This is a genomic window from Sporomusa aerivorans, assembly GCF_041428895.1.
GTDB classification, from domain to species: domain Bacteria; phylum Bacillota; class Negativicutes; order Sporomusales; family Sporomusaceae; genus Sporomusa; species Sporomusa aerivorans.
Genome location: NZ_CP156926.1, coordinates 4,324,555 through 4,344,416 on the forward strand (window position 1 = coordinate 4,324,555; position 19,862 = coordinate 4,344,416).

At 48.6% G+C, this 19,862-nt stretch carries 19 protein-coding genes; 1 reads left to right on the plus strand and 18 read right to left on the minus strand.

What is annotated here, in order from left to right:
- Window positions 1-51 precede the first annotated feature (51 nt).
- The 9 genes from SATMO3_RS20900 to SATMO3_RS20940 all read right to left on the minus strand — a co-directional run bounded on the left by SATMO3_RS20900 (window position 52) and on the right by SATMO3_RS20940 (window position 7,984).
- Window positions 52-1,185, minus strand: coding sequence for a PLP-dependent aspartate aminotransferase family protein (locus SATMO3_RS20900; protein ID WP_371371680.1), 1,134 nt, complete (start codon window positions 1,183-1,185; stop codon window positions 52-54).
- Between the two features lie 17 nt (window positions 1,186-1,202).
- Window positions 1,203-1,946 (minus strand): ABC transporter ATP-binding protein, encoded by a 744-nt coding sequence (locus SATMO3_RS20905; RefSeq protein ID WP_371371681.1) that lies wholly within the window; start codon window positions 1,944-1,946, stop codon window positions 1,203-1,205.
- Window positions 1,888-2,676 carry an ABC transporter ATP-binding protein gene (locus tag SATMO3_RS20910; protein ID WP_371371682.1) on the minus strand — a complete coding sequence of 263 codons (789 nt, stop codon included), beginning with the start codon at window positions 2,674-2,676 and terminating at the stop codon, window positions 1,888-1,890. Before SATMO3_RS20910 ends, SATMO3_RS20905 begins: the two co-directional genes overlap by 59 nt.
- The gene (locus tag SATMO3_RS20915; protein ID WP_371371683.1) at window positions 2,676-3,536 is read right to left on the minus strand and encodes a branched-chain amino acid ABC transporter permease; all 861 of its coding nucleotides are present in this window, start codon (window positions 3,534-3,536) and stop codon (window positions 2,676-2,678) included. Before SATMO3_RS20915 ends, SATMO3_RS20910 begins: the two co-directional genes overlap by 1 nt.
- Before the next feature lie 6 nt (window positions 3,537-3,542).
- Complete coding sequence (locus SATMO3_RS20920; RefSeq protein ID WP_371371684.1) at window positions 3,543-4,415, minus strand: branched-chain amino acid ABC transporter permease; 873 nt, start codon at window positions 4,413-4,415, stop codon at window positions 3,543-3,545.
- Window positions 4,416-4,484: 69 nt separating this feature from the next.
- Entirely contained in the window at window positions 4,485-5,642 is a 1,158-nt protein-coding gene (locus SATMO3_RS20925) for an ABC transporter substrate-binding protein (RefSeq protein ID WP_371371685.1), read from the minus strand.
- Window positions 5,643-5,894: 252 nt separating this feature from the next.
- Window positions 5,895-6,203, minus strand: coding sequence for a 2Fe-2S ferredoxin (locus tag SATMO3_RS20930; RefSeq protein ID WP_371371686.1), 309 nt, complete (start codon window positions 6,201-6,203; stop codon window positions 5,895-5,897).
- Between the two features lie 147 nt (window positions 6,204-6,350).
- On the minus strand, window positions 6,351-7,316 hold the full coding sequence (rarD, locus tag SATMO3_RS20935; protein WP_371371687.1) for an EamA family transporter RarD: 966 nt from the start codon (window positions 7,314-7,316) through the stop codon (window positions 6,351-6,353).
- A 23-nt stretch (window positions 7,317-7,339) separates the two neighbouring features.
- A complete protein-coding gene (locus SATMO3_RS20940) occupies window positions 7,340-7,984 on the minus strand; it encodes a YitT family protein (RefSeq protein WP_371371688.1) in 645 nt (214 codons plus the stop codon).
- Window positions 7,985-8,199: 215 nt separating this feature from the next.
- Between SATMO3_RS20940 and uxaC the strand changes: the two genes are divergently transcribed.
- Window positions 8,200-9,609: a glucuronate isomerase gene (gene uxaC / locus SATMO3_RS20945; protein ID WP_371371689.1), complete on the plus strand. Its 1,410-nt coding sequence runs from the start codon at window positions 8,200-8,202 to the stop codon at window positions 9,607-9,609.
- Between the two features lie 92 nt (window positions 9,610-9,701).
- On the opposite strand, the gene SATMO3_RS20950 is transcribed toward uxaC, so the two are convergent.
- From SATMO3_RS20950 to hutH, 9 genes are all read right to left on the minus strand, one after another.
- Entirely contained in the window at window positions 9,702-10,232 is a 531-nt protein-coding gene (locus SATMO3_RS20950; RefSeq protein WP_371371690.1) for a 2-oxoacid:acceptor oxidoreductase family protein, read from the minus strand.
- Window positions 10,229-10,981, minus strand: coding sequence for a thiamine pyrophosphate-dependent enzyme (locus tag SATMO3_RS20955; protein WP_371371691.1), 753 nt, complete (start codon window positions 10,979-10,981; stop codon window positions 10,229-10,231). Before SATMO3_RS20955 ends, SATMO3_RS20950 begins: the two co-directional genes overlap by 4 nt.
- A 2-nt stretch (window positions 10,982-10,983) precedes the next feature.
- A complete protein-coding gene (gene vorB, locus SATMO3_RS20960; RefSeq protein WP_371371692.1) occupies window positions 10,984-12,054 on the minus strand; it encodes a 3-methyl-2-oxobutanoate dehydrogenase subunit VorB in 1,071 nt (356 codons plus the stop codon).
- A gap of 17 nt (window positions 12,055-12,071) precedes the next feature.
- Window positions 12,072-12,281 carry a ferredoxin family protein gene (locus tag SATMO3_RS20965; RefSeq protein WP_371371693.1) on the minus strand — a complete coding sequence of 70 codons (210 nt, stop codon included), beginning with the start codon at window positions 12,279-12,281 and terminating at the stop codon, window positions 12,072-12,074.
- A 182-nt stretch (window positions 12,282-12,463) separates the two neighbouring features.
- Window positions 12,464-14,731 (minus strand): xanthine dehydrogenase family protein molybdopterin-binding subunit, encoded by a 2,268-nt coding sequence (locus tag SATMO3_RS20970; protein WP_371371694.1) that lies wholly within the window; start codon window positions 14,729-14,731, stop codon window positions 12,464-12,466.
- Window positions 14,732-14,760: 29 nt separating this feature from the next.
- The gene (locus SATMO3_RS20975) at window positions 14,761-15,609 is read right to left on the minus strand and encodes a xanthine dehydrogenase family protein subunit M (RefSeq protein ID WP_371371695.1); all 849 of its coding nucleotides are present in this window, start codon (window positions 15,607-15,609) and stop codon (window positions 14,761-14,763) included.
- Between the two features lie 4 nt (window positions 15,610-15,613).
- The gene (locus SATMO3_RS20980; protein WP_371371696.1) at window positions 15,614-16,081 is read right to left on the minus strand and encodes a (2Fe-2S)-binding protein; all 468 of its coding nucleotides are present in this window, start codon (window positions 16,079-16,081) and stop codon (window positions 15,614-15,616) included.
- Window positions 16,082-16,201: 120 nt separating this feature from the next.
- The gene (locus SATMO3_RS20985) at window positions 16,202-17,845 is read right to left on the minus strand and encodes a BCCT family transporter (RefSeq protein ID WP_371371697.1); all 1,644 of its coding nucleotides are present in this window, start codon (window positions 17,843-17,845) and stop codon (window positions 16,202-16,204) included.
- Window positions 17,846-17,955: 110 nt separating this feature from the next.
- A complete protein-coding gene (gene hutH, locus SATMO3_RS20990) occupies window positions 17,956-19,473 on the minus strand; it encodes a histidine ammonia-lyase (protein ID WP_371371698.1) in 1,518 nt (505 codons plus the stop codon).
- Between the last annotated feature and the right edge of the window lie 389 nt (window positions 19,474-19,862).

Here is a 19,862-nt window from a genome sequence, read left to right on the forward strand (position 1 = left end):
TTAAAGTTAAGGAAAACTGCCGGGATAAAATCCCTGGCAGTTTTCTGCTGGCTAACAGGTCATGGCTTGTTCTAAATCAGCAATAATATCGGCCGGATCTTCAATACCTACTGACAAGCGAATCAGACTGGGGGTGATACCCATCCGCAATTTTCTTTCGGCCGGCACCGACCCATGCGACATGACATCAGGCAGATTGACCATGGTTTCCACCCCGCCAAGACTGTCAGCAAGCATACACAGTGTAAGCTTGCTAAGTATGCTACGGGCAAAATCGCCGTCACCAACATCAAAGGAAATAACATTGCCTGTTCCCCTGGCCTGACGCTTATGCAGCTCGTACCCAGGGTGATCGGCAAAGCCCAGGTAATATACCTTTTGCACCTCCGGCTTGGTGCGCAGCCAGGAGGCCAGTACACAGGCGTTGTGAGACTGCCTGTCCATGCGTAACCCCAGGGTCTTCAAGCCCCGCAAAAGCAGCCAGGAGTCAAACGGCCCCAGGACTCCGCCGGTAGAATTCTGCACAAAATGCAGGTCTTCAGCCAGTTTACCGTCTTTAACCACCACAACCCCGGCCAGAACATCACTATGGCCGCCAATGAACTTGGTAGCGCTGTGGACAACGATATCTACCCCCTGCGCCAGCGGCCGCTGCAGATACGGCGACATAAACGTATTATCGGCAATGGTAAGCAGCCCGTGTTCTTTGGCCAAAGTAACGACAGCCCTGATATCTGTCACCATAAGTGTCGGGTTAGACGGCGTCTCAATAACCAGCGCCTTAGTGGCCGGTGTGATTGCCGCTTTAATGTCAGCAATCTCCGCAAAATCTGCATAGGTTACAGTCAGACCAAATCTGCTGAAAATCCTGTCAAGCACCCGGGAAGTTCCACCATATAAATTCCGGCTGGCAACAATATGATCCCCGGTGTTAAACAAATGAAACACAGCCGTACTGGCCGCCATGCCTGAACCAAAGGCGAAGCCTCGGCTCCCGCCCTCTAATAGCGCCATTTGGCTTTCCAGCGCATGCCGGGTAGGATTATCTCCCCGGGAATATTGGTAGCCGCCTTCCTGACCAACCGTATGCTGACGAAACGTTGATGCCTGATATATCGGTGTGCTGGCAGCTCCGGTATTGCTATCGCCTTCATCACCGTGAATAAGCAATGTATCTATTTTCATGGCTGCTTTCCCCCTCTTCAATGTCTGACTCCCAGATACGCCTTTCGCACCAGTGGATCGGCAATCAAATTTTCGCCGGCTCCAGCCAGAATAACCCGGCCGGTCTCCAACACAAAGGCCTCATCCGCCATCTCCAAAGCCTCGAAAGCATTTTGCTCGGCAAGCAGAATGGTTGTTCCCTGAGCACGAATATCCCGGATAACGGCAAACATATTAGCCACGACAAGCGGCGCCAGCCCCAAAGACGGTTCATCCAGGAGTAGCAGCCGGGGCCGGGACATTAGCCCTCTGGCGATAGCCACCATCTGTTGTTCACCGCCGCTTAAGGTGCCGGCATATTGTTTGAGCCGTTCCTTCATAATGGGAAACAGTTGATACATTTTTTCCAGGTCGGCTAAGATACCAGCTTTATCCTGACGAAGAAAAGCACCCATTAAGAGATTTTCCTTTACTGTCAAATTGGCGTACAGGCGGCGCCGCTCAGGCACAAGACATACTCCCTGACCAACAACTTCATAGGCTTTGCTTGACAGCGGGCGTCCTTCATAAACAATGTCGCCGCTTGCCGGTTGGATCAAGCCGGCCAAAGTCATCAGCAGGGTTGATTTACCTGCGCCGTTTGCCCCGATGACTGCCACAATTTTGCCGGCGGACACCGTCAGGCTAACATCCCGGAGAGCATGTATCTGCCCATACTTGACGTTAAGATTGCTGACTTCTAACACGTTTGTAGCCCTCCCCCAGGTAAGCTTTAAGTACATCGGGGTTGTTTTGAATATCCGCTGCGTCCCCTTCAGCCAGCTTTACCCCAAAGTTGAGGACAAAAATATTTTCGCAAAGTTCCATAACAACATCCATATGATGCTCAATGAGCAAAATCGTCAAATCATAGCGTTGATGAATCCGGCGTACCAGTTTAGCAAGATCAAGGGATTCTTCCGGGCTCATGCCGGCTGCCGGTTCATCCAAGAGCAACAGGGAGGGCTGTAAGGCCAAAGCCCTGGCAATTTCAAGCTTTCGCTGCAATCCGTAAGGCAGACTGTCAGCCCGAAAGTTGGCTTTATCGGCTAGTCCGACTTCCCCAAGATATGCCAGCGCTTGCTCACGGATCTCCTGCTCACGCTTCAAAACACCGGCTGTCCTCAGGAGCGCCGCAACAAACGGATAGTGTACGTGTTTGTCTACGGCAATGCACACGTTATCCAAGACAGATAAATTGCGAAACAGCCGGATATTCTGAAAAGTGCGGGCAATGCCCCGAGTTGCTACCTTGTCGGGACGTACGCCGGCGATTTCCCTGTCCTTAAACAGGATACTGCCGCTGGTTGGCGCATACACACCGGTAATCAGATTAAACATGGTGGTTTTACCGGCGCCATTTGGGCCGATAAGTCCCATTATCTGACCTTGCCTGATGCTGAAACTGACATCCCGGCAAGCCATTATGCCGCCAAAGGCTTTCGTTACTGCTCTTAACTCTAAAATACTCATTAGACCACCTCTTTTCCGAACAAACGGCGAATGCTGCTAAAGGAAAGCTCTTTAAACCCAAACAGCCCTTGCGGCCTGAAGACCATAATGGCAACCAGCAGGAAACCATAAGCAACCAGGCGCCACATGCTGGCCACCCGGAGCGCCTCAGGAATAGCCACAAATAATACCGCCGCAATTACCGGACCGGTAATGCTGCCCATACCGCCGGCCACTACACTGGCCGTCAGCTGGGTGGATAAATAAGAAGTAAACATACCCGGCTGAATAAAAGAAACGTAATGAGCAAACAATCCGCCGGCCAGCCCGGCGGTCATAGCACTAAATACCAATGACCGTATACGGACCTGAAACAGGTTTATACCCATCATCTCAGCCGCCACAAAATCTTCCCGGACGGCGACTGCCGCCCGCCCATAGCGGGAATAGACAAAATTCCGGGCTACCAGGATTACCAGAATAGTTGCGACCACAACAACCGTTAGTGTTGTTTCATTGGCGATGCCGGGTAAGCCCCGGGCTCCCTGGGTGATCTCCAGGTTTTCCAGGAGGACGCGGATTGCTTCCCCAAATCCAAGGGTTGCAATAGCGAAATAATCACTGCGCAGTTTGGCCCTGAGTGTCGGATAACCAATCAGTGCGCCAACAACAGCAGCCATAGCTGTACCGGCCGCCAGGGCCAGATAATAGTTAACATCATAAAAATAAGTCAGTATACTTGCCGTATAGGCGCCAATAGCAAAAAAAGCCGCATGCCCCAGCGAAAATAGACCGGTAAAGCCTGTGAAAACTGCCAGGCCGACTGTGGCAATAACATAAATCAAACTAAAGGTTATTACTCCGCTAATATATTCTGCCATAGCCTGCTATACCTTTTCCTCGAGAAATTTGCCGAATAAGCCTGTCGGCAGCACCAACAGCAAGATGACCAGCAGCGAAAAACTGAATACATCGCGGACAACAGACGACACATACGCGGAAACAAAGGTCTCCAGAACACCGAGTAATAATCCGCCGACAACAGCTCCCGGCAGGCTGCCCAGTCCGCCTATTACAGCCGCAATATAGGCTTTATTTGTAATCCAGCCCATGGTGGGATAAACCATATATTTCATCCCCAGAAACATCCCGGAGATACCGGCCAGCGCCCCGGCCAGGAGGAACACCCAGCCAATCATTTTGGTAATATTGACGCCGTTAAGCTGGCTGACCTGCATATCATAAGAGGCCGCCCGGATAGCGATGCCCGTTCTGCTGTTTTGCAAAAAATAATGCAAGGCGTAGATAGCGCTAAAGGAAAATACAATGGCGAATATATCCAGCATGCCTATCGACACGCCGCCAAAGGTAATATTCTGCTGGGTCAGCACTTCCGGAAAGGCGTAAAAACGTGACCCGACAGTAGCATACACAAAGTTTTCCAGAAAAATGGAGGTTCCCATAGCGCTGATCATAAAATACAGCGAGGGCGCATTTCGTTTCCTTAGGGTACTGTAGGCCAGTCGCTCATTCAATAAACATAATAAAGCAGCGCCGGCAATTGAGCCCAGAATAGCCACATATACGGGTGTGCCCATTTCCATCAGCAAGAAATAACCCATATAAGCGCCAAGCATGATAATGGAACCATAGGCAAAATTACTAAAGTTTAAGATACTGAACACCAGGGAGTAACCAACTGCCATAAGTGCGTATATGCCGCCGATAGCAAGTCCGGTAACGAGTGTTTGGATTAACATATATACGCCCATCTCCTTAAGTATATAGGGACGGCAGAGGATAAATCCCGCGCCGTCCCTAACCGGTCGTTACTGGGTGACAAATTTGGATTTAAAAACAAACTTGCCGTCTTTTACTTCCTGAATTATGGCCGGCTTATTTAATGGATCATGTGTATTAGGATCAATAGTCAGCTTGACGCTAAGCACCTGGAGATCCTTGGTTTTTTCCAGCTGCTCGGCAATTATAGCCGGATCGGTGCTATTGGTTTTATTCATGGCATCAATCAGGGCATACAAAGCATCTATCGCCATTACCGGATTAGGCATAATCGGATCGGCCTTGTACTTAGTCTGATATTCTTTAATAAAGTTTTGAATATCAGGATCATCCATACTGGCTAAATTTACAAAATAAGAGCCTTCCACCGCCGAGCCGCCCAGAGTAATTAAATCCGGGCTGCCCCAGCCGTCCCCGCCAACAAATTTGGCTTTAATACCGAGGTCAGCCGCCTGTTTCATAACCAGAGCCGCTTCTTTTTGCATCGTTGGAATAAAGATTACTTCCGGGTTAGTTCCTTTTATCTTGCCTAAGATTGCCCGGTAATCAAGCTCACCGGAGCGGAACGCTTCATTTGCGACAACCTTACCGCCCTGTTTTTCAAATTCAGCAGTAAAATATTTGCCTAACCAGGCGGAATAGTCGGAACCAACATCATAAACAATAGCCGCTGTTTTAGCGTTTAGTTCTTTGGCAGCAAACTGGGCTGCCACTGTCCCTTGGAACGGATCAATAAAACAAGTGCGGAAGGCATATTTTCTAACCTTATTCGTCTTATCATCCACGGTAACTTTAGGGTTGGTAGCCGATGTTGCGATAAAAGGCACCTTAGACGGTTCGGTAACCGAAGTCATAGCAATAGCCACACCGCTCTGACCAGGACCAATGATGCCGACTACTTTATCACTGATCAGTCTTTTGCTAACATTTACGCCTTCGGTAGCATCCGCCCGGGTATCATAAGCCACCAATTGGAGTTTTTTACCTAATACGCCACCTTGGGCATTGATTTTCTCGATCTCCATTTCTAAGGCATTTTTCTCGGCCTGCCCCCAGGTAGAATTATCTCCGGTTAAGGCAACCGCGTTGCCAATTTTAATGACATTACTGTCACCCGATGTGCCGCAGCCGGCAATAGCTGCTGTAAAAAATACCAGCACAACAAGAACCAGCCATCTTGTTTTCATGTAAACCACTCCTCAACTTTTTCAATTCCCTTATCGCACGAAAATTCTAAAATTTTATTGCGGAATAACAGTTTCTAACTGTTTTCCTCCTTTCCAGTGAATATCTTCTTAAATAAAGCCTATTTAGAAACAAATCTAAATAGGCCTCATATTTCAAACTTTACAATATTACACTGTCGTTTTTTTAAAATTTTACATACTTTTCAGTAAATTGTCAACTGTTAGAAAAGTTTTAACATATTATCCTGGCCCTTAAATTTCCAAACGTTTGACCGGAGCGCCGCCCTCAATATGGGTATCCATAATTTCCTCCACATCTTCGGGCGATACTGTCCCATACCAGATATTATCCGGATACACTACGACAATGGGTCCTTTGTCACAAATGCCAAAACAGCCGGTATTGGTGACAAACACATCGCCGCCTAATTCCCGCTCTTCAATTTCCTCCAGAAACTTCATCATAATTTCCACGCCTTGCTTTGTGTGGCAATGGCCTTTTTGTTGGCCATTGGGCCGGGAACTGGTACAGACAAAAATGTGTTGTTTGGGTTTGTTCATGATAATCCTCCTCTAAAATTAATGGGAATGCCAGGGTCTTGGTGGGGAGCTTAAAAACAAAAAAGCCGCTTCCCGAATTATAAGGAAGCGACTTCTATGTCACAATTATATTATTTGATATAATATTAGGCAAAAATCTCCGGGATGTCAAGCCTTTTCCGGTTTGTTTCCGTGACTTTTGCGTAATTCCGTCAGATATTCCTCGGCATGAACGAAACTCCTTGTTTTGGCAAGGGAAAATACGGCTAAGGCCAGCCAAATAAAACTGAATGCTATCATGTGAATATGTGTAAATGGTTCATGATAAAGCAGCACACCGAGTGCCAGGGAAATTGTCGGGGACAGATACTGTGTAAAACCTAGCAGGCTCAGCGGCAGACGGTTGGCCCCACTGGCGAACAATAGCAAAGGTGTGGCCGTCACCGCCCCGGCTCCCGCCAGCAGCCACGTGGCAGCCTGGGAGTTAAAACTAAACGCGCCCTGGCCCTGCCCCGCCAAGAACAGCAAATAACCTGCCGCCACCGGCGAAACAATAAGTGTCTCCAAAGTTGTCGATGTTACTGCACTAATACCCAGTATCTTCTTACACATTCCATAAAAGGCAAAGGTAATGGCCAGCGATAAGGAAACCCACGGCAGAGCGCCAAAATTCACGGTCATAATAATTACCCCGACGGCAGCAAGGCCAAAAGATACCGTCTGCCACAGGGACAGTTTTTCTTTTAACACCACGATTCCCAGTAATACACTAACCAGGGGATTGATATAATAGCCAAGACTGGCCTCAACAACGCGATTTTCATTAACAGCCCAGATATATATCAGCCAGTTGACGCTGATTAAGAGCGAGGCGACTATCAAACCCGTAAGCTTCCGGGGATTTCGCCCGATTTGCACTGTTTCTGCGAGAAACTGCCGAAGGCTGCGGGTAACCAGTATAATGGCAAACATAAAGACAAAAGACCAAATAACGCGATGCGCCAAAATCTCATAAGCAGGAACCTCAGCCAATTGTTTCCAGTAAACAGGCAGTATTCCCCACAATAAATAAGCGCCTAGCGCTGATAACACACCTAATAATCGTTCATTGGCCTGATCTGACTTTGCATTCACTTGGTACTCATCCTCCCGGCTCATCAGTCTGTACTTTCACCGACCGCCTGTTTTTTCTGAAAAATAAAAGAATCATGGTCAATATCCTGCGCCCGTTTGCCCATAATATTGAATGCCCATTGTATTGAGGGACCTAGGGTAAAAGCGATGATGAGAGTGCCGACACCAATCGGCCCTCCCAAAAAATAGCCTAAGGCGGCCACACTGGTTTCGATACCTGTTCTGATCTTCCAAACTGACCAGCCGGTTTTCTGCACAGCTGCCACCATAAAACTATCCCGCGGTCCGGCGCCGAATGCCGCCGAAAGATAAAAATAGCTGGCCCAGCCAATTAACCAGACACCGGCAAGCAGCATAACGAGTTGAGCCAGCCAGTAATGAGTAACCGGAATCCAGCCGGCGGCAAGTATCATATCAATAAATAAGCCTATAAAATACATATTAGCCAGACTGCCCCAGCCCGGCTTAACCCCCAGCAGCCAACTAGCCATAATGACTATAATTCCTGTCAGTTGGGACACCTGCCCCATGGTAAACGGAAGGTAATTGGTCAAGCCCAAATGTAAAACATCCCAGGGCGCGGTCCCCAGGTTGCTGTTGACTGTTAAAACAATTCCCAGTGCAAATAGAAAAAGCCCCCAGAACAAAAAGAGCAATCGCTTCAGCACAGCACCCATCTCCCCAAAAAATCGCCGCTTGCGATTAATATATCCTCTAAGGATATCACAACTAAAATAAATTGAATACCCTCAGTTGGATAAAATTATTTTTTAAAAAATTCTAAAAAAATTACAATTACTTCTATAAAAACACAATAACGCTTGAGCGAAATTTCAGACTATGATTAATATAAGAATGCTAATACGCAATGGGAGGCACTGCAATGAAAGCGTTTATGGATGACAACTTTTTATTAACCAACCAAACGGCAAAAACTTTATTTCATACCTATGCCAAGGACATGCCGATTTTTGATTATCACTGCCATTTAAACCCGAAAGAAATTGCGGAGAACAAACGCTACAGAAATATTACCGAAGTGTGGCTGGGCGGCGATCATTACAAGTGGCGGGCCATGCGCGCAAATGGTGTGAATGAACGCTACATAACCGGGGACGCTCTTGACAAGGAAAAATTTCTGAAATGGGCGGAAACGATGCCCCAATGTATTGGCAATCCTTTGTTTCACTGGACACATTTAGAATTAAGAACCTATTTCGGTATTGATAAAATCCTCTCGCCGGCAACTGCCGAAGAGATCTGGGAAACATGCAACGCGCTGCTTAAAGAGAATGATTTCACGGTCCGCGGCCTCATCGGCCGCTCCAATGTAAAAGTCATCTGTACTACCGACGATCCGGTGGATTCGCTGGAATACCATATAGCACTTGCTAAAGACGCCACCTTCGAGACCAAAGTATTACCCGCCTTCCGGCCTGATAAAAGCTTCAATATTGAAAAACCGGGCTTTGCTGAATGGGTTGCCAAATTAGGCCAGGTTGCCGGTACAGCCGTTGCCAGCCTGGCCGCCTTAAAAGCAGCCATAGCCGGCCGGATAGAATTCTTCCATCAGGTAGGCTGCCGTCTTTCCGATCATGCACTGGACCCTGTTGTTTTTGCTGCGGGCACCGATGAAGAGGCCGATCAGGCTCTCAAAAAAGCACTCGCCGGACAAGTTTTGTCTGATCGCGAGGTAGCTTTATATAAGACCAATATTCTGCTGTTTTTAGGCCGGGAGTATGCCCGCTTGGGTTGGACTATGCAGTTGCACATGGGCACCATCCGGAACAATAACTCCCGCATGCTTAAAGCAATCGGTCCGGATACCGGCTTTGATGCCATTGGCGACTTTACTTTTGCCGAAGCCCTGGCCAAATTGCTTGATGCATTAGAGTCCACAAGCCAATTGCCCAAAACCATCCTCTATTGCTTAAATCCCCGTGACAACGAAGTACTTGGCGCCATTATCGGCAGCTTCCAAGGCGGCGGTATTCCGGGAAAAATGCAGTTTGGCTCAGGCTGGTGGTTTAATGATCAAAAAGACGGTATGATCCGGCAGATGGTAGCTTTGGCCAATATGGGCCTCTTAAGCCGCTTTGTCGGCATGCTGACAGATTCCCGCAGTTTCCTTTCCTACACCAGACATGAATACTTCCGCCGTATACTCTGCAATCTTATCGGTGAATGGGTGGAAGCGGGCGAGTTACCGGACGATATAGAGCTGCTTGGTACTATTGTCGAGAATATCTGCTTTAACAATGCTAAAAACTATTTCGGCATTGAAATTAAATAAATCCAGTAAAGTCAGACTTACAACTCACCCCTCTTTTTGACATAGAAAAAGGACTGAACTCACCCCCTTGAGTTCAGTCCTTTTTCGTTATGTTATTTGCCAAGTCCTTTACGAATGGCAGCCACATTAAGCTCGTACAGGTCAGGCTTTTTCTTGCCGATAACTTCGTCCATCGCCTTTTTTATACTGTCCATATCAATCAGGGTTAGCGCCGGCAGCAAAGCGCCCAGACAAACCATATTGGCCAGACTGGCGTTGCCGATCTCGTTGGCTAACTCGGTAGCCGGAACGGCAATAAGGTTAATATCATCCCTGTTTTGTGCAATATTGACAATAGAGCTGTTAGCCACTAACGTGCCGCCTGGTTTAATTCTGGTCAAAAATTTATCATAGGACGGCTGGTTAAGCACAATACCGGCATCGGCCTGGCTGATAACCGGCGAGTTAATCTCTTCGTCGGATATAAGGACTGAACAGTTGGCTGTCCCGCCCCGCATTTCCGGGCCGTAGGACGGAATCCAGCAAACTTCCCGTTCGCCCAACATCCCCGAATAAGCCAGTACTTTGCCAATAAACATAACCCCTTGACCGCCAAAGCCCGCTAAGAGGATTTTATCCATCATAACGCTTTCACCTCCTCCGGTACTTTAAGCTCACCCATTTCATAGACAGGCAGCATGTTTTCCTGCAGCCATTTCAGGCTGTCTACCGGCGACAGGCCCCAGTTAGTCGGGCAAGTCGACAGAATGCTCACAAAGGCGAAACCAAGCCCCAGCTCTTGAACCTGAAAAGCTCTTTTCAGGGCTTTTTTGGCCTGAATAATATTTTTGGGCGAATCCACGGAAACAGCCGCAACATAGGCCGCACCATTAAGAGTGGCAAGTGTTTTGGGTAGGTCAATCGGACTTCCGGCCAGTCCGGCATCGCGTCCATAAGGGCTGGTGGTAGTTACCTGACCGGTTAATGTTGTGGGAGCCATCTGACCGCCGGTCATACCGAAAACAGCATTGTTAACCATGATTGAGGTTATCTTTTCACCTCTTGCCGCCACATGAATGGCATGCGAAGTCCCGATAGCCGCAATATCCCCGTCACCCTGGTAGGTAAATACCAGCTTATCCGGCAGAGACCGTTTTATACCGGTAGCCACTGCCTGCGCCCGGCCATGAGCGGCTCCGACAAAGTCACAACTAAAAAAGTCCAGGGAAAAGCCGGCGCACCCTACCGGCGCCACACCAATTGTTTTATCTATAATGGCAAGTTCTTCCATTACCTCCCCAATTAACCGGTGAATAATGCCATGCGTACAGCCAGGACAATAATGAAACGGCAAGTCGGTCAGGCCTGTGGTTTTACTGAATACTTTCTGCATCGCTACACCTCCCGATCTGCAGAGATATTAAATTGGTCTATAAGATTACATAATATTTCGTCTTCATGCGGCAGCATACCGCCCAAGCGCCGGTGCAATTTAACCGGAACACTGCATTCAAGCGCTAGTTTCACATCTTCAATCATCTGTCCGGTATTTAATTCTACCGTCAGCACACCTTTAACCTTATTTTTATAAGGCACAAAGGCTTTTTCCGGGAACGGCCACAGGGTAATCGGACGGACAAGCCCCAGTTTAATTCCCTTTTTACGGGCATTCAACACCACCGTCTTGGCTATCCTGGCACAAGTGCCGTAAGCGGCAATGAGATATTCGGCATCCTGGGTCTCGTACTCTTCCCAGCGTTGCTCAGCTAACCTGATATTGTCATATTTAGCTTCCCAATACAGATTATTAAGCTCACCAATTTCATTTGTCAGTGAAAAGCTGGCAATCTTACGTTTAGCCCGTTCCGCACAGCCGTCAGTCACCCAGTCCTTTGCCGGTAATTCCACTGCCGGCCGGTCTTTGAGTTCCACAGGCTCCATCATCTGCCCCAAAAAGCCATCGGCGAGAATGAGTACAGGATTCCTGTATTTATCGGCAAGGTCAAAAGCTTCCATTGTATAATCATACATTTCCTGGCCTTTGGATGGAGCCAGCACGATCAGCCGGTAATCCCCGTGCCCACCGCCCTTGGTACACTGAAAATAATCGGACTGTGTAGGTCCAAGGCCGCCAAGACCGGGACCTGTCCTGTTGATGTTGACGACAACCACCGGCAGTTCGGCAGCTGCAATATAGGATAAGCCTTCCTGCTTGAGACTATAGCCCGGACTGGACGAAGCCGTCATGACCCGGGCACCGGTACAGGCAGCGCCATAGCACATGTTAATGGAGGCTATCTCATCCTCACCCTGAAGCAATGTTCCGCCGGCTTTGGGCAGATGTTTGGATAAGTACTCTACAATCTCGGTAGACGGGGTAATCGGGTAACCAAAGAACAGCTTACAGCCAGCCTGCATGGCCGCTTCCGCAATGGCTTCATTGCCTTTTATCAATTTTTTATCCACGCAATTCTCTCCTTCCCTTAGGCCTCTTTATACACTTCCAGTGCAACATCAGGGCACATTAGGGCGCACAGCGCGCAACCCACACATTTGTCTTCCTCGGCGGCAATAATTGTATAATATCCCTTCGAGTTGGCTTTGTCGCCGATAGCCAACACCTGTTTCGGACACGCTTCAATACACAGACCACAGCTTTTGCATTTTTCAGCAAACACCTTAATTCTCGCCATCTTACTCACCTCCGCTACCTTTGTTCTGCTCAAAAAATCATTCATTCGGGTTATGTAACAGAATGCTTAATAAATAACGATTTCGGCATGTGTGTGTAAATTCGACACCAGACTGTATTGTCCTGCCAGTACGACACAATAAAAAATGCCTCCGCTGACTACGAAGGCAATGCAAATAAGCTTCAGGATCTGTTAATCTGTGCCAGAATTTTATCAGGCGTAACCGGCAAGGATGTAAAATTGGCCCCAAGGGCATGGTTAACGGCATTTACCGTAGCGGCCGTAATGGGTATTGTTGCAATCTCACCCACACTTTTGGCCCCATAAGGGCCACAATCTTCCCCCTCTTCAATTAAGAGCACTCTGACCGGCGGCATATCGGGCGCATTCACAAGATGATATTTGCTGAAGCTGTCGCCCCGGGCTGCACCTGAGCCGGGATCGTAAGCAAGGTCTTCGGCCAGCGCCATGCCCAGTCCCATTTGAACCCCGCCATGAATCTGCCCTTCTACAAAACCCCTGTTGATGGCCTGACCAATATCATGGACGGCCACAACATCGATAACCTTGACAAACCCGGTATATGTATCTACCGCCACTTCAGCAAAGTTTACTGCATAAGAGCCGGGATTGGCCGGCGACCGGTAAGTGACAGTTCGAATCAATTCAACCTGGTTTTTCTGTTGAATGGCGGCTGCCATCTGCCCATAACTCAGTTTCCGTTCCGGCTCGCGGCTATTAAAAATCCGGCCGTCTGCCAGTGTAACTTCCTCCGGGCTGCAGCTGAAAAGTTTGGCTGCTTCACTGATAAACATGCTGCGCAATTCTTCTGCGGCCTGCATGGCGTTAGCCCCGCAGACATGAATAACCCGGCTGGCTTGACAACCGATATCATAAGGACTAACATCGGTATCGGCTTCCGGTGCTTCAATCATTTCCAGAGAGATGTCCAGCACTTCGGCCACAATTTGTTTCATGGCCGTCACTGTGCCGTTACCCAAGTCATGGAGACCGGCATTCAGCACAATACTGCCGTCTTCCAGCATTCTGACAGTCATGGTGCCGAATTCCTGATATGCACCATAATAACCATTGACATGGGTGGCGCAGGCCATACCGACCCCGGTCCGCCACCGACCGTGAGACTTAGGCTTACTCCATTTCTCCCGCCAACCGAAAAGAGCAGCACCCTTGCGTACGCAGTCGATAATACGGGCGTTGCCCAGATTGGGGCCTCCCGTCGGATCAGCATCATATGGCTGTACCAGATTCATCAGACGAAATTCAACAGGATCCATTTGCAACTGTCTGGCCACATGATCCAAGTTAATTTCGGTAATGGTTTGTACCTGCGGCGACCCATAACCTCTGGCAGCCCCCGCAATGGCAGTATTGGTATGTACGGCAATAGCCCGGTAATGCTGGTTCGGAATGCGGTACAGCCTGAACAGTTTCTTGGCCATTGCGTAGCATATGACGCATCCGTTGGAGGTGTACGCCCCGGTGTCAATAATATGCTTCATGTCCCGGGCGATAATTTTCCCCTCTGGACTGACCATAGTCTTTACATAACCGATAGTTTTCGTCCGGGTGCGGGTGGCAATTATACTGGCCCGCCGGTCAAATTCTATTTTCACCGGTCTGTTCAAATCCTGAGCAAAAAAAGCGCAGTACGGCTCCAGCGTAACTTCCTGTTTGCCGCCAAATGATCCGCCGACCGGAGTTTTTATTATGCGGACTTTATGATAAGGCAAACCCAATACCTTGGCCACAATCAGGCGCACCGAATAAACGATTTGACAGGGGCTATGGACCGTAATCCGGCCTTTGTGATCAGGCACGGCAATACAGACATGATTCTCCATGGCGGCATGATGAATTTTCGGAGTTTCCACCCGGTCTTCAACAACCAATCTCTCATTCGCAGCCAGCACTTCCTGGGCATTGCCGCAATTGGCTTCCATTGTAAAAAACGGATTGCCGCTGTCATGAAGCGTTACATGGCCTTTAAGGGCCTCTTCCGGATCAATCACCAGCGGCAGGATTTCATAATCCACTTTAATAAGTTTAGCAGCCTTTCCGGCCGCCTCTTTGGATTCCGCGACCACCGCCGCGACGGTATCACCAACAAAACGTACCACTTCAGGAAATAACTCCTGATCTTCAACAGCATTCTGGCCGGCATACCACATTTGCGAGTTAAATCTGGTGGTTGGCGCATTCTTGCGCGTGTATATTTTCATAACGCCAGGCACAGCTATGGCCTCAGAAAAGTCAATATTCACGATTCGTCCGTGCGGAACCTGACTAAATACCAGCTGGCAATACAGCATGCCCTCTATAGTCATATCACCGGTATACCGGATTTGTCCACTCACCTTTGCCGCTCCATCATCAATGGGAATTGACCTGCCGACATATTTGAAATTACGTGCAGGTTTAGCGTCCATCTCATTTCCTCCTGCCCAATTGTCTATAGTTAATTCTGATTGCAAGCGTCAAATAACAGCCCGGTCAAATCATACGCCAACCCCTTCACGGCGGATTTCTTATATGGATGTGAAGCCCGTCCCGCTATCATCTCATCTACAATCTCACCCAGCAATAAGGCTAAATCAGCAGCAAAATCGGCATCCACTGCCCGCCGATAGAAAAATTGCTCAAGCTTAAGCGGGCATACCGGCATTTTTCCTATGGCCCCCAGCGCGGCTTTGCCGTCAATAATTTTCTTCTTATCGGTAGCCAAATATAAGTTTGCAGCCAGACTCACCCTGGCAATAGTCACCTGCGACCGGCTGCCGATTTTTACAAATGCGCTCTGACTCTCACCAGGAGTCGGAATAACAATTTCGGTTATCACTTCATTAGCATTAAGTCCACACAAGGCTTCTGCCAGTGTTAAAACACGGCCGCCGCCGGGTCCGGCGGTATGAATGGCAGCATTAAAAGCGGCAAGCACCGGCAAGCTGTCACCGGCCGGCGAAGCGCTGGCAATATTACCGCCGATGGTGGCCCTGTTTCTTATTTGTACAGAACCAACCTGCCTTGCCGCCTGCGCCAGCGCGCAGGCTTTTGCCTGAATAACGGGGCTAGCCGCAATGGTTGCAAAGGTAGTCCCGGCGCCTATCCTAATTTCCGGACCATAGTCGGTAATAAATTTCAAGTCGCCGACTTGCGAAAGATCAATTACCAGTTCAGCATTTTCGCCGAGCGAATTGTTGATAAAATCCGTACCACCGCTGACAAACACAGTGCGAGCCGATGTACGCGCCAGTTCCCTGAGTAAATCGTCCACTCTTTGAAAACCCGCAATTTTATAGCCACCCATCTGCCTAGCCCCCATTCAAGGTGTCAGCAGCTGCTTCAACTGCTTTGATAATATTAACATAACCGGTGCACCGGCAGAGATTGCCGGCAAGAGCTTCCCTGATTTGGGCTTCTGTTGGCTTAGCATGCTTCATTAACAAGGCCTTGGCGCTCATAACCATCCCCGGCGTACAATAGCCGCATTGTATGGCCCCATTGTCGGCAAAAGCCTGCTGTACAGCATCAAGCCCGCCATTTGCCGCAAGTCCTTCGATGGTAAGAATTTCAGCATTCCTGGCCTGATAGGCAAGTACCATGCATGAATTGACAGCTTCGCCATTTAAGATAACGGTACAGGCGCCACATTCGCCCTCGCTGCAGCCTTCCTTAGCTCCCGTCAGTTTCAGCCGGTTACGCAGCAGGTCAAGCAGCCTTTCCTGCGGCGCTACCGCCAGCGTATGCTGCTTGCCGTTAACTGTCAGATGAATTAGCATTGCTTCCCCCTCTTGACTATTTCGTAATAAACTCATGGATATAGGTATTATGTTCCGGTATCTCGTAAAAACGGCCCGTCAATCAAAGCCGATTGCGGGCCGTCTTTACGCCGTTACAAGCTACGCTTTAACGCCGCCGCCAGCAGATTCTTTGCCTGCCTCTTCATCAAGAAGATGAGCCGGAACCTCAATTTTTTCCGCAGTCTCAGGATAATAGGTTACATCATATCTTTTATGGTTAAAAAGTATCGAGAAGATGGAATAGCCTTGCGCTATGGCGTAGAAAAGGATGGGGATACCGGCCACGGTTGCAATCATCTTAGTCGCGTCTATACCGGAAATCTTCCCCCCGGAACCGACAGTCAGCGTTATCAGGGCCATGCCCCCCATAAGTACGCCCCATACTACTTTCATATAGGACGGCGGCTCCGGATCATCCTTCGTATTGCCGGTGGTGTTCATGGCAGCTACCGTTGTTGTCATAGAATCAGCCATGGTGCTGAACGATGTGATAATGGTGCCTAACATGACCCAGCTAAGCACCGTCGAAAGCGGCAGGTTTTGCAAATAGGCAAACAGCGAAGCCTCCAGGCCGCCCTGAGGCGAAGAAATAATTGTCCAGAGGCCCTTGGTCTGCCATTCAAAGAACACCGCCGAGCCGCCAAAGATCCAGAACCAAACCATGCCGAACAGGGAAGTGGCCACAAGGTTGCACAGAATAAATTCACGAATGGTCCGGCCATAGGCAACCCGGGCAAAAAACATGCCGCTCATCGGTGCATAAGCAAGCCAGATTGCCCAGTAGTAGACAGTCCACCATCTTGGCCAGTCCGATTGGTCAATCGGACTTAAGAATAAGGACTTTGTGAAAAAGTTTTGCAGATAGTCACCCAGTGAAGCGGTTCCCAGTTTAAGGATAAAGGCAGTAGGCCCAAATAAGAGTACAAACAGGAGCAAGAAGATAAAGACGTTTGTATTGATTTTAGCCATAAGGCTGATACCGCGCTTAATGCCGCTGATACTTAATGTGACAGCCGCAATGGTCGCGATGATTATGACAATAGCCCAGATATGAGGTCCGGTGTTTATACCCGCCAGGATGTGGAGACCACTGCCAATTTGCATGGCAAGAACCCCCATAACGGCAGCTACGCCACCCACGATGGCAAACAGACACAGGTTATCAAGCACGGTTCCTACCAACCCAAACGAGCGTTTTTTAAAGATAGGGTACAGCGTCGCCCCTTGGGTATAAGGAAGTTTGAGATTATAATGCACCAGCCCCACGGCCAGACCAGCCAATGTGTACATGGCGTAAGGGGTCAGGGTCCAGTGCAAAGTAGCCGTTGACAAGGAGAATATGGCTGCTTTCTCACTGTACGGTTCAATACCAAGCACTTTGGGCGGTGTGCAAAAATGGTATAGCGGTTCGGCAATACCCCAGAATAAAATACCAATGGCAATACCGCATTTTAGGGTGAGTACAAACCAGCTCCAGGTGGAATATTCCGGCTTAGCGTCAGGCCCGCCCAGCCTCACATCGCCATACCGGGAGAACATTAAATAAAAACAGAAGAGTACGGCACACATGCCAAACAGATCAAACAGCCAGCCAAAGTTTTGAATAGCACCTTCAACTAGTGCATTTTCAGCATTGTAAAATTGCTGAGGAATAGTAATTGCGGCAATAACGCAGGCAACAATAATTGCTGTCATCGGACCGAAAATTTCCCAGCGGATTTTCTTTTTTCCAGAAATAAACAACTTTTTTCTACCTCCTCACCTAAAATTCACTCAACGTGATATTCTTTACTAACAGCAAATCTGTTCAACTCTCCCTTCCTGTTCTGCCTCTTGCCGGAGGCGCCGGCATATTATATATGTAATACATCTAAGAGGCCGCCGGACTTTAGCAGCTTGTACGCACTGGCAATATCAGTGGTAAGATTGCGGTCTTGCGCCAGAAAGGGGATAATCTCGCGTATCTTTTGCTGCACGGTATGACCGGCAGTTCCCAGCTGGAATTCTTTTTCCGGCCTTAAATCACAGGCCTGAGCGGCATGAATAGCTTCTATGCCAAGAATGTAGTACAGGTTATCAACTATCTTCCGGGTCTTTTGCACTACATACGGGGTATTGCTGGCGTGGTCTTCAATGTCGCCGGCAACAGCGTAGAAATCCATGCTAACCGGGTTGGCCAAATGCCTGATTTCGGCATCCAGGGCTGTTAATGGCTTTTGAATTGTGCCAAAAGCAATTACATGTTCCGGGTCAGGTGTCAAAAAGCGCGGCAATCCGGTAAAATGCGCAGTACTTAACTTGATAGTACGGAAGCAAGCCGCCCGTGAAAGGTGACTAAGGGCAATTCCCAGCATTTCGAAAGCCACTGCCCAGTTTACCACTTCAAAATTACCGCAGGACATGATGGCATTTTGACTCATCAGCACGCAAGGATTGTCATCAGACGAATTCATCTGAATATTCATCAGTTCCTCAAGATAATGAAGCGAATCACGGACAGCGCCATGGATATGGCAGGCACAGCGAAAACACAGCGGATCCTGCAAGGCATTGGCAATATTGGGAAGCCACAGATAGCTGCCTGTAAGAAGTCTCCTTACCTGGGCCGCGCTTTCATTCTGCCCTTGAAAGCGTCGCACCCGGTTGATTTCTTCATCAAGCGGACTGACATTGCCCTTGAAGGCTTCCAGGCTGAAACTGTAAATTATGTCGGCAAGGTTTATAAGCTTTTTGAGTTCATGCATAACCAAAACACCCTGCCCGGCTGCCAGTGCATTGGAACTGACAAGCGCCAAACCATCTTTGGGTCCCAGAATCAGCGGCTGAAGACCGGCTTTGGCCAAAGCCTCCTTCGCCGGCATTTTTTTACCGCAATAATAGGCCTCCCCCTCACCAATCATAGTTAAGGCGATATGGGACAGGCAAGCGATATCCGCTTCCCCGATGGAACCGCGTTCGGGTACAACCGGCGTAATATTCTTATTGAGAAGATTCTGGTACATATAAGCAATCTCCGGGCTCATACCCGTATAGCCCAGGAGCAGTGTGTTGAGCCTGACTACCATCATGGCCCGCACCTCCGGCAAGGCTGCCTCAGGACCCACGGCCACACAGTGCGACCTGACCATATTGACGTTGAACTGATTATAATACTCGGCAGCAACTGTTCTGTCCTTATTGGCTCCCACCCCGGTGTTAAAGCCGTAAACCGGAACATTGTCATTCACAAGTTTGTAGACGAATTCCCGGGATTTCTGAAGCTCCTGCTGCGCCGCCGGTGCAAATTCCACCTTGGCGCCATCAATGGCGACTTGCGCTACTTTCTCCACAGTAAGACTATCACCTGTTAGGACAACTGTTCTATTATCCAAAATACCCGCTCCTCTCCATTGGCAACTTAAGTTTTAATTCTAAATAATGCTCGATTGTCATAATCGTTTTTGCTATGAAACATCAATTTAAGCCTGATTGATTCTTTCCGCCAGCTTCTCCGGTGAGCCGACAATTTCTTCTGTTTCGTTAGCTGTATCTGCAATCTTAGCGGTCACCGCGACCATCTCCTTTAGAGCGTTTGCAGCTATAAGCTTAACCGGTTTTAACTTTTGCATAATTCATGCCAATAATAGTATTCTTATAAATAATTCTGTTTTGCCCGAAATTGCCTATATACAGCATCCTGCTCCCGGTTATATTGGGGGTTAATAATATAAATCACAACAAACGCATCGAAATATTGCGCAACATTTTATTGCATTTGCAT